Origin of the sequence: Pseudoalteromonas sp. MMG013, from assembly GCF_018100885.1 — a bacterium.
In the GTDB taxonomy this organism is placed as follows: domain Bacteria; phylum Pseudomonadota; class Gammaproteobacteria; order Enterobacterales; family Alteromonadaceae; genus Pseudoalteromonas; species Pseudoalteromonas aurantia.
Genome location: NZ_JAGJEE010000015.1, coordinates 126,533 through 134,826, shown reverse-complemented (window position 1 = coordinate 134,826; position 8,294 = coordinate 126,533). Strand labels below are relative to the sequence as shown.

12 protein-coding genes are annotated in these 8,294 nt (G+C 43.5%); all 12 read left to right on the top strand.

Features of this window, described 5'->3' with window-relative positions:
* Nucleotides 1-204: 204 nt before the first annotated feature.
* The 12 genes from J8L98_RS14745 to J8L98_RS14690 all read left to right on the top strand — a co-directional run bounded on the left by J8L98_RS14745 (nt 205) and on the right by J8L98_RS14690 (nt 8,236).
* The gene (locus J8L98_RS14745; protein WP_210997012.1) at nt 205-1,113 is read left to right on the top strand and encodes a baseplate J/gp47 family protein; all 909 of its coding nucleotides are present in this window, start codon (nt 205-207) and stop codon (nt 1,111-1,113) included.
* Entirely contained in the window at nt 1,110-2,051 is a 942-nt protein-coding gene (locus tag J8L98_RS14740; protein WP_210997011.1) for a phage tail protein I, read from the top strand. Before J8L98_RS14745 ends, J8L98_RS14740 begins: the two co-directional genes overlap by 4 nt.
* Nucleotides 2,052-2,609 (top strand): phage tail protein, encoded by a 558-nt coding sequence (locus tag J8L98_RS14735; protein ID WP_210997010.1) that lies wholly within the window; start codon nt 2,052-2,054, stop codon nt 2,607-2,609. It abuts the gene before it with no gap.
* 22 nt (nt 2,610-2,631) lie between these two features.
* Entirely contained in the window at nt 2,632-3,429 is a 798-nt protein-coding gene (locus tag J8L98_RS14730) for a hypothetical protein (protein ID WP_247682566.1), read from the top strand.
* A 1-nt stretch (nt 3,430) separates the two neighbouring features.
* Nucleotides 3,431-3,712: a hypothetical protein gene (locus tag J8L98_RS14725; protein ID WP_210997009.1), complete on the top strand. Its 282-nt coding sequence runs from the start codon at nt 3,431-3,433 to the stop codon at nt 3,710-3,712.
* 73 nt (nt 3,713-3,785) lie between these two features.
* On the top strand, nt 3,786-4,388 hold the full coding sequence (locus J8L98_RS14720; RefSeq protein WP_210997008.1) for a hypothetical protein: 603 nt from the start codon (nt 3,786-3,788) through the stop codon (nt 4,386-4,388).
* 2 nt (nt 4,389-4,390) lie between these two features.
* Nucleotides 4,391-5,071, top strand: coding sequence for a phage baseplate assembly protein V (locus J8L98_RS14715; protein WP_210997007.1), 681 nt, complete (start codon nt 4,391-4,393; stop codon nt 5,069-5,071).
* Nucleotides 5,072-5,073: 2 nt separating this feature from the next.
* Complete coding sequence (locus J8L98_RS14710) at nt 5,074-5,373, top strand: PAAR domain-containing protein (RefSeq protein WP_192507061.1); 300 nt, start codon at nt 5,074-5,076, stop codon at nt 5,371-5,373.
* 40 nt (nt 5,374-5,413) lie between these two features.
* Nucleotides 5,414-5,749 (top strand): GPW/gp25 family protein, encoded by a 336-nt coding sequence (locus J8L98_RS14705; protein ID WP_192507062.1) that lies wholly within the window; start codon nt 5,414-5,416, stop codon nt 5,747-5,749.
* A gap of 379 nt (nt 5,750-6,128) precedes the next feature.
* Nucleotides 6,129-7,463 carry a phage tail sheath subtilisin-like domain-containing protein gene (locus tag J8L98_RS14700; protein ID WP_210997006.1) on the top strand — a complete coding sequence of 445 codons (1,335 nt, stop codon included), beginning with the start codon at nt 6,129-6,131 and terminating at the stop codon, nt 7,461-7,463.
* Nucleotides 7,463-7,972 (top strand): phage major tail tube protein, encoded by a 510-nt coding sequence (locus J8L98_RS14695; protein WP_192507064.1) that lies wholly within the window; start codon nt 7,463-7,465, stop codon nt 7,970-7,972. Before J8L98_RS14700 ends, J8L98_RS14695 begins: the two co-directional genes overlap by 1 nt.
* Before the next feature lie 6 nt (nt 7,973-7,978).
* Nucleotides 7,979-8,236, top strand: a complete 258-nt coding sequence (locus J8L98_RS14690) for a phage tail assembly protein (RefSeq protein ID WP_010364460.1) — start codon at nt 7,979-7,981, stop codon at nt 8,234-8,236.
* Nucleotides 8,237-8,294 lie beyond the last annotated feature (58 nt).

Genomic DNA, 8,294 nt, shown 5'->3' with positions numbered 1-8,294 from the left:
TATTGTGAATGTGTTGAAAGGGTCAGTATTGACCTGTTTTAAACACTAAAAATCAGTAAGATACACATAAGCTGGTTAATTGAAGTTATACAGGAACAACATTTCCTAGTGAATTAACCTGGGTGTTATATAGATTCCAACTCCACCAATTAAGCCTGCTTTATGCAGGCTTTTTTATGACTGTTTATCAACAGAGGATAGCCGATGAACATGTTCAATTTACTCGATATGTCAAAAGTACCACTGCCCGATAGTATTACAGTGTTGGACTATGAAACGAAATATGCGCAGTTAAAGCACAGGCTACTTGAAAAACACCCTGAGTTTTCTGATGCGTTGACTTTAGAGTCTGAACCTCTGGCCATTATGCTGGAAATGATGGCATATCAAGCATTGTTGTTTGACAGTCAATTAAATGATGCAGTTAACGGCAATATGTTAGCGTCAGCAACAGGCAATGATTTAGATGCAATTGCATCCAGGTACAACTTATCTCGTGACTCAGATAGTAATTTAGTAGAGAGTGATGAACGCTTTAGACGCCGTATTCAAATGGTGTTTGAGGGCTTAAATACAGCAGGAAGTAAGCAGGCATATCAGTTTCATGCTTTATCCGCCGATGCACGTGTGAAAGATGTGTATGTTTATAGCCCACAACCCTGTGTTGTTGAACTCACGATATTGAGCCATGAAGGTCATGGTATACCTTCTACTGAATTAGTTGCAAAGCTACGTAACCATTTTGGATTATCATCCGATGGCAGTGGGCCAAGTGAAGAGGCGTCAAAAGTGAGGCCATTGGGTGACAAAGTGTCGATTTTTAACCCAAGCGTTGTGCCATATAACATAGAGGTTAGTTTGGTAATTGCGCCTGGGCCTTCAGCATCAAGTGTTGAAGCGACGGTTAAAGCTGCGCTTAACGAGTATATTACACAGCAAACATTACTAGGGCGAGACATCAGTCAAATGGGGTTGTTCAGCGCCATTAATCAACCTGGGGTTGAAAATGGTCAGGTAATCAGCCCAGCAGAAGATGTAATTGTGCCGGCTAATGCAGTTGGACAGTGTCGCGACATCACGATAAACACCGCAGTGCGTCGAGGTGATGAATGAGCGACTTTGACGAACTCCCTAAGCTATTGCCTCATAATGCGACTCAATTGATTAAATCATTAACTGAGTTACTTACTTACCCTGATAAATCACAGCTATTAAAACATATTTGGCATCCACATAATTGCCCTGCAGAGCTATTACCTTGGCTTGCTTGGGCGCTGTCGGTAGATGATTGGAATGATGCGTGGTCTGAAAACACTAAACGGCAAATGATCGATGATGCGTTTGTCGTCCATCAATTCAAAGCAACGCCGTTTGCGCTAAAAAAAGCGTTAGACAGTTTAAATATTGAAACCGATATTCATGAGTGGTGGCATCAAATCGATGCGCAGCCCGGCACTATCGTGGTTAACGCGATGGTGAACGAGAATCTCGATAGCAATGAAGAAGGGTTATTAACTAAAGCGATGCTCGCGCAAGTAAAGCGTATTATTGACACTGTGAAACGGGCGTCGATTCATGTCGAAGTTCAGTTGGGGATCGCGCTCAAAGAACAATTTGGTATGGGAATACATGTCAGTGCAGGGACGGGATTATTCTCCAAGGAAGGCGTATTCAACGGGGTAAGGCCAGATGCGGGGTATGTTGATTTAGTTGCGTCGCTTAACGCTCAACCCGGTATTGGGTCTTTGCAACAACAAGGCGGCTTTAACGGTGTGATACCGAATGACACTGAGGCAACGCTTGGCGCTGTGCTTGCGGGTCAAAATGGGATTGGCGGGTTAGAGCACACCCTTGATATGACGGGTGTGGTGCCAAATGCTATGGCTGCAGGCGTAAACCTATACGGTTATGGCCAAGTGAATATTGCAGCAATGGAGGCGCAAGCGAGCTGGCAAGGAGTATGGCCTGAGTCATGTACTGGCGCTACTGTGGCTGCAGCTGCGCTATCTCAACTTCAACTTACTTATTTTACTCTACAAGGAGCGACGTAAATGTCTGCATTAACCTTGCAATTTACTCAAGCTGGTTTAGACGCTTTAATGACCGCCACACAGCGTGGCTTTAAAGGAAAAATCAGTCACATGGCATTTGGTGATAGCGATTACACACCAGATAAAAATCAAACAGCACTTAAGGGCGAAAAAGAACGTGTTGCGATTGCCGACACCGATTATTCTGATGGCGAAGGCAATAGCTTAAAAGTAGCAGGTAAATTTGATGCGCCGATTGAATATGCGATTCGTGAAATCGGCGTGTTTATTGAGTCGCCTAATTATAACGGCGAAGGTGAACCTGAGCTTATCTTACTGGGTGTTTACTCGAAACCTGATACGACACTTGGTTATCGCACTCCAGATGTGAAAGTACTCCAGTGGTTAACCTTATCACTGGCGCAGTTACCTTCAGAGAGTGTAGAGGTAAAAGTCGGCGTTGATAATCTTAACCTGATTGTAGATAGAGAGCTGGCTGATATGGCCTTGGTTCAACTCAACACCATGGCGCGTCAAATTGAGCAAGAGCTGCGTTTAGTAGCGCTTGAGCAAGCTTAATCAACAAAATTAAGGAAATACTATGTCAAATCAAGAAAAACCGATGACTCAACGGCTCACGGACGTGGTGGTCGCCGCCGACAACTTAACCCAGACCGTACAAGATAAAATTGGCAATATTGATGCTACCGTGGCTGCAAAATCAGCAGAGGTTGATGTTTCAATAGCACAATCAAAAGCGAGTATCGATAACTTTATTGTTGGTGCAAGAGGGGAAGCATCGCATATATTACTGAGCAAAAATCAGCGAATGGAACCTCTCGGAACAACAGGAATTAAACATTTTAATACGATTGGTTTATCGTCACTTGAAGTTATAAAAGAAGCGACATTACATGGTAATCCATCTCATGATGTTGACCATACTGGGAATAGCGTTGCGGCTGATTTTAGAGCTAATGTGTATGACGGATATGTTAATGGCTATTTTAATATATTACGGATTAAGTGGACTCGAAATGACAGGGCTCACCCTGCACGAATAGACGATAATTGGTTTCGAGGCTATCAACAAGGAAGCCTGACTACGGCTTGTTATTTGAAGCTCATTTCGGGGGATGTGGAAGGTTCAATGCAGCCTGTTATTAGCTATGAAAATGATTGGTCGTTGTATGGTTTTCAAACAAAAGTGGCAAATTTAACGGGTCAGTTTCATGGAAGTCATACTAAGTTAGCGTTATCCAAAAACAGAGAAACTTCAGGAGAAGCATTAATTTGTTTGTTTGGCACTGCCAGTGGATATATTGACCTTGAAAAAGTAGGCTGGGGTATTTATCCCGAGTTCGCACGTCCAACAGATATACCAGCAATAGGAGTGTAAAATGTTAATTAAACATCAAGGGCAACTAGTGGCTTCGGTTGGCCAAATATTAGATTTAGATGCGATAGCTTCATTTTTGTTACAAAATGAAGTAGATATTCCAGTCTCAGAACTTGAATTGACGTATGAACCATCAGAAGCATTGTCTGCTAGAAAGGACGCTTATAAATTAGAGTCAGACTCCCTTTTTATTGAATGGCAATACGATCAAACTGATGCAGCAAAACAAAAGTGGCTGTCTAAAGTTGAAGAAATTAAAGCGCGATATCCATTGCCGGCTTAAACCACTTCGGTCATATCATCCGCCTTAAAACCTTTCGGCCATTTCTGGCTGAGCTTTTTATCAGAGAATCATTATGAATCAACGCAGTACCCTAGTACGAAAAGTACTTGAGTGCCTAACGTCTGGATTGGGCGCTACCGCTCAGGTAGGGCTATTAAAGCCGAACATGCCTTATCCAGATTTAACGCAAGTTGCGCAGTTATGTATTCAAGTATTGAGTGAACGCCAAGCCAGTGAGTTGCAATCAAAAGGCGCTGAGTCAGGTGTGACGTATGGGCCAACTTCCAATAAGAATTTGAGCCCGAACCCGCTTGATAGGCGGGTATTAACATTGCAACTGGACTTAGAGGTAGAACATACCAATAGTGATGCACTACTCACGCGTTTAGATGGGGTGATTGAGCAATGTGAAATGCTGATGCAGGCGGATGATATGGCCACTCCATGGCAGTTTTTTGTGCCTTATCATATTGAGTTTGCGTTTACTAAGCAGGCGAGCAGCACCATAGGGAAAGCGACATTAACATGGCAGTTTTATTACCAAGTTGAGATTGTGGAAGTGTGTGATTTACCGCCGATCAGTGAGGTTTACCTAGGCCCTGAAGGAGGTGAACATTGGCTCATTGCAAAAACGCCGGCGACGGTTGAGTCACCATCAGGTAGTGGGAGTGCTTAATTATGATAGCCAACCCATTACAAACCAATTTAGCCCAAGCCGACATGCAGCATCGACTTGCAAAGTTAATTTCATTGGGCACAGTGAATGAGGTGGATTACGAAAAGGCGTTGGTTAGAGTCACCATTGGTGATTGGTTAACCTCTTGGTTACCTTGGCTTACAGCGCAAGCGTTTAACGATTTAACATGGCAAGCCCCAGAAGTCGGTGAGCAAGTGGTGGTATTGGCCCCGTGTGGTGACTTGGCGCAAGGGGTGGTATTAGGGAGTTTATATCAACAAGAGCATAACGTAGACAAAGTGGCCAGCGATGTAGCAAAAGAGAGCCGTCAACACGTGCAACGCACAGTATATCAAGATGGCTCCATGGTTGAGTACGACCGCGAAAAGCATCGCTACTATATTGATATAAAAGGTGAAGAGGCAACGGTTGATGTTGTATCTGCCGGAACACTTAATATAACCACAGAAAAAGATATCACCGTAATTACGTCCGCCAATGCAACGGTTAACGCAACACAAAACATCACGGTTTCAGCCACAGAAGCGCTTAAGTTATCTGGTAAAACAGTCGACATTAGTGCAACTGGGGGAGATGTGAAGGTGGACGCCAGTGCCGGGATAGGGATTAAAGCGGCTAACACATTAAAGCTCAATGGCGCGAATATTAGTGCACAGGAGTAAGTATGCCAGCAATCTCATTAGATGGTGCGATGACCAATGTTCACGCGCTGTTTTTACCGGGTAAAGCCAGTGCAACACAGGGCAGCTTTACTGTGGCGGGTAAGCCGGCGCTTAGAGAAGGCGACCCCATTAGTACGCATGTATTGTCAACAGACCCAAGTGTAAAACATGAAGGCAAGGCGATATCAGCGGGCGCAGGCAGCTTTACCATTGAAGGCAAAGCTGTCGCACGTATTGGTGACCCCACCGACTGTGGCGGGCAGTTGGCGCAAGGCGAAGGCGGCTTTACAGTTGGCGGATAACGCTTAATCATCATTAATTTCAGGTATATAAGGCAACGTTATGCTTGGCATGAACGCAAAAACAGGAAAGCCCCTCGCGGGGGTTGAGCATTTAAAGCAAAGTATTCACGACATTGTTACCACACCTATCGGTAGCAGGGTGATGCGCAGAGATTATGGCTGTGGCTTATTTGACTTACTGGATAGTCCGTATTCGACCAGTATGGTGGGAGATATCACCTTGGTTGTCTCTAATGCACTAGAAAAGTGGGAACCTCGCTTTGAACTGGAGTCAGTCGCAGTGCAACCAACAGGTGATGGGAAGCTATCGATTGATATCAGTGGTTTGTATTTAATTAGTGGTGAGCCAGTGCTCATCGAAGGTATACAAATCTAATTTAGTTTATTTAGGTGCTGTTGATCTTTTAGGTTCATTTTTACAGCAGCTTGATTGGATTTTATACAAATCAGAGGCTGTGTAGCATGGTTATTCCATGTGAGTCAGCCGATAAAATAGTAGAAAAGCCAATCAAGCACTGCCTACCGGTTCTTTTGAGCACTCCTTTTTCTTTGTTGCTTAATATTCGCTTAGATTACTAGGCCACATATTAAGCGCCGTGATAAAAGTATGCTCAAAGAGAACAAAAATAGAACAGCAAAGAACAACAACCCCTAGTACGGCCAATCAAAATGGCCTGATATTTTTAACATTCTCAAAAACCACGCCAAGCGTGGTTTTTTTGTTTCTAACTGACATACCCTTAAAGGAGATTCATATGTCAAAATTTCTACATGGTGTAGAGGTAATCGAGGCGCAATCAGGCACTCGTCCAATTAAAACAGTAAAAAGCTCAGTAATTGGCTTGATAGGTACGGCGCCTTTTGCAGATGAAGACGCTTTTCCTTTAAATACACCGGTACTTATTGCTGGTAAACGTGCAGAAGCGGCTAAATTAGTTAATCCTAGCAATACCGATTTTGCAGCGCGCTTACAAACTTTGCGTGATGCGGCTCTGGCTGTTGAAGTCACTAAATTCAAAGCTGAAAATAATGACACCGCGCCTACCGCGGATGAGTTAAAAGCACTGACTGAAAAAGTTAAAAAAGCGGTAACAGACGTAGAGTATGACAGAAAAGGGACTTTGGTTCCTGCTGTTGATGGTATTTTTGACCAAGCGGGCGCAGTCATTATTGTTGTGCGTGTTGCAGACGGTGATGAAGCAACGGTAACTCAACGAATTGTAGGCGGTGTGGCTGCTGATGGTTCGTATGAAGGGATGCAAGCATTCTTAGGCGCTGAATCAGTCGTGGGCGTTGCACCGCGTATTTTAGTGGCACCTGGCTATACACATCAGAAAAATGGTTCTGAGAAAAACCCAGTTGTAACAGATATGGTGGCAATTGCGAACCGTTTACGTGCTGTGATCATCGCTGATGGTCCAAATACCAATGATGACGATGCAAAAGCATATCGTAAAGACTTCGGTTCTCGTCGTGTATTTGTGGTTGACCCAGCGGTGCGTGTTTTCCGTGATGGTCAATCAGTCGTTGAACCAGCCAGTGCACGTGTTGCAGGTATGATTGCAAAATCAGATAACGACCGCGGTTTCTGGTGGAGTCCAAGTAATACCAACATGAATGGTATTGTTGCTACAGCACGCCCAATTGATTTTCAATTAGGTGACTCAAATGCCCGTGCTAATTTATTAAATGAAAATGAAGTAGCAACGATTATCCGTCAAAATGGCTTTAAGCTATGGGGTAACCGCACATGTTCTGATGACCCTAAATGGGCATTCTTATCTGTAGTACGTACAGCTGATATGATCAACGATTCATTGCTTCGTGCTCACATGTGGGCGGTTGACCGTAACATTACTAAAACATACATCGATGATGTTGTACAAAGTGTACAGGGTTACCTCGATAGCCTTAAAGCACAAGGTGCTATTTTAGGTGGCGAAATCTGGGCTGATGAAGAGCTTAACACGCCAATTAATATCCAAGCGGGTAAAGTATATTTTAGCTTTGATTTCACGCCACCAACACCGGCTGAACACATTACCTTTAAAAGCATCCTTACTAACAACTACCTAGAGGAAATCGTATAATGGCAACATCTCCTAAGATCCTAAAAAAATTCAAATTATTTGTTGATGGTAAGGGCTACCTTGGTATCGCTGATGAGATTACGTTACCTAAAGTAACGGTTAAAACTCGTGAAATAACGTCTGGTTTTCAAGCGCCTATTGAATTAGATGTAGGTCAACTTGAAAAAATGGAAGGCACAATTACGCTGCTTGAATACAGTTCAGATGTATTGAAACTTATGGGTGGTTGGGGTGGCGACACTAAACCACTTGTTGCTCGTGGTGCAATTCAAGCACAAGGTCAAGCACCAGTGCCGGTAAAAGTAACGTTGTCTGGTTTCTTCAAAGAAATGGATATGGGTAACTGGAAAGATGGCGAAGAAGCCAAATTAACCATGCAATACGCAGTACAAAAATACAAGTTAGAAATTGGCGCAGATGTGATTTATGACATCGATTTAGCCAATGATGTTCGTATCGTTAATGGTGTTGACCAAATGGCGTTACTTCGCACAGCAATTGGAGCTTAATAAGTTATGACAGATATCATTAAACTGACTTTCCCAGTCACGGTCGATGCGCATGAGTATGCAGAGCTAAAGATGAGACGACCAAAGGTACGTGATAGATTAATGGTAGACAAAACGGATTTAAGCGAATCAGAAAGCGAAATTCGTTACTTCTCACATTTGTGTGAAGTATCTCCAGACGTCATTGAAGAATTAGACTGGAGCGACTTTGTCAAACTAAGAGAAAAGCTACAGGCTTTTCTCGTATCCCGCCCAAGCGCTTAAAGTCCATGGTGATAGCCCTCGCAAAATACACCGGGTGGGGCTTACAAGAATTAAACGG

Bases quoted from the DNA above. Each gene is read 5' to 3' on its own strand.
- J8L98_RS14745 (WP_210997012.1), top strand. From the start codon at position 205: ATGAACATGTTCAATTTACTCGATATGTCAAAAGTACCACTGCCCGAT.
- J8L98_RS14740 (WP_210997011.1), top strand. From the start codon at position 1,110: ATGAGCGACTTTGACGAACTCCCTAAGCTATTGCCTCATAATGCGACT.
- J8L98_RS14735 (WP_210997010.1), top strand. From the start codon at position 2,052: ATGTCTGCATTAACCTTGCAATTTACTCAAGCTGGTTTAGACGCTTTA.
- J8L98_RS14730 (WP_247682566.1), top strand. From the start codon at position 2,632: ATGTCAAATCAAGAAAAACCGATGACTCAACGGCTCACGGACGTGGTG.
- J8L98_RS14725 (WP_210997009.1), top strand. From the start codon at position 3,431: ATGTTAATTAAACATCAAGGGCAACTAGTGGCTTCGGTTGGCCAAATA.
- J8L98_RS14720 (WP_210997008.1), top strand. From the start codon at position 3,786: ATGAATCAACGCAGTACCCTAGTACGAAAAGTACTTGAGTGCCTAACG.
- J8L98_RS14715 (WP_210997007.1), top strand. From the start codon at position 4,391: ATGATAGCCAACCCATTACAAACCAATTTAGCCCAAGCCGACATGCAG.
- J8L98_RS14710 (WP_192507061.1), top strand. From the start codon at position 5,074: ATGCCAGCAATCTCATTAGATGGTGCGATGACCAATGTTCACGCGCTG.
- J8L98_RS14705 (WP_192507062.1), top strand. From the start codon at position 5,414: ATGCTTGGCATGAACGCAAAAACAGGAAAGCCCCTCGCGGGGGTTGAG.
- J8L98_RS14700 (WP_210997006.1), top strand. From the start codon at position 6,129: ATGTCAAAATTTCTACATGGTGTAGAGGTAATCGAGGCGCAATCAGGC.
- J8L98_RS14695 (WP_192507064.1), top strand. From the start codon at position 7,463: ATGGCAACATCTCCTAAGATCCTAAAAAAATTCAAATTATTTGTTGAT.
- J8L98_RS14690 (WP_010364460.1), top strand. From the start codon at position 7,979: ATGACAGATATCATTAAACTGACTTTCCCAGTCACGGTCGATGCGCAT.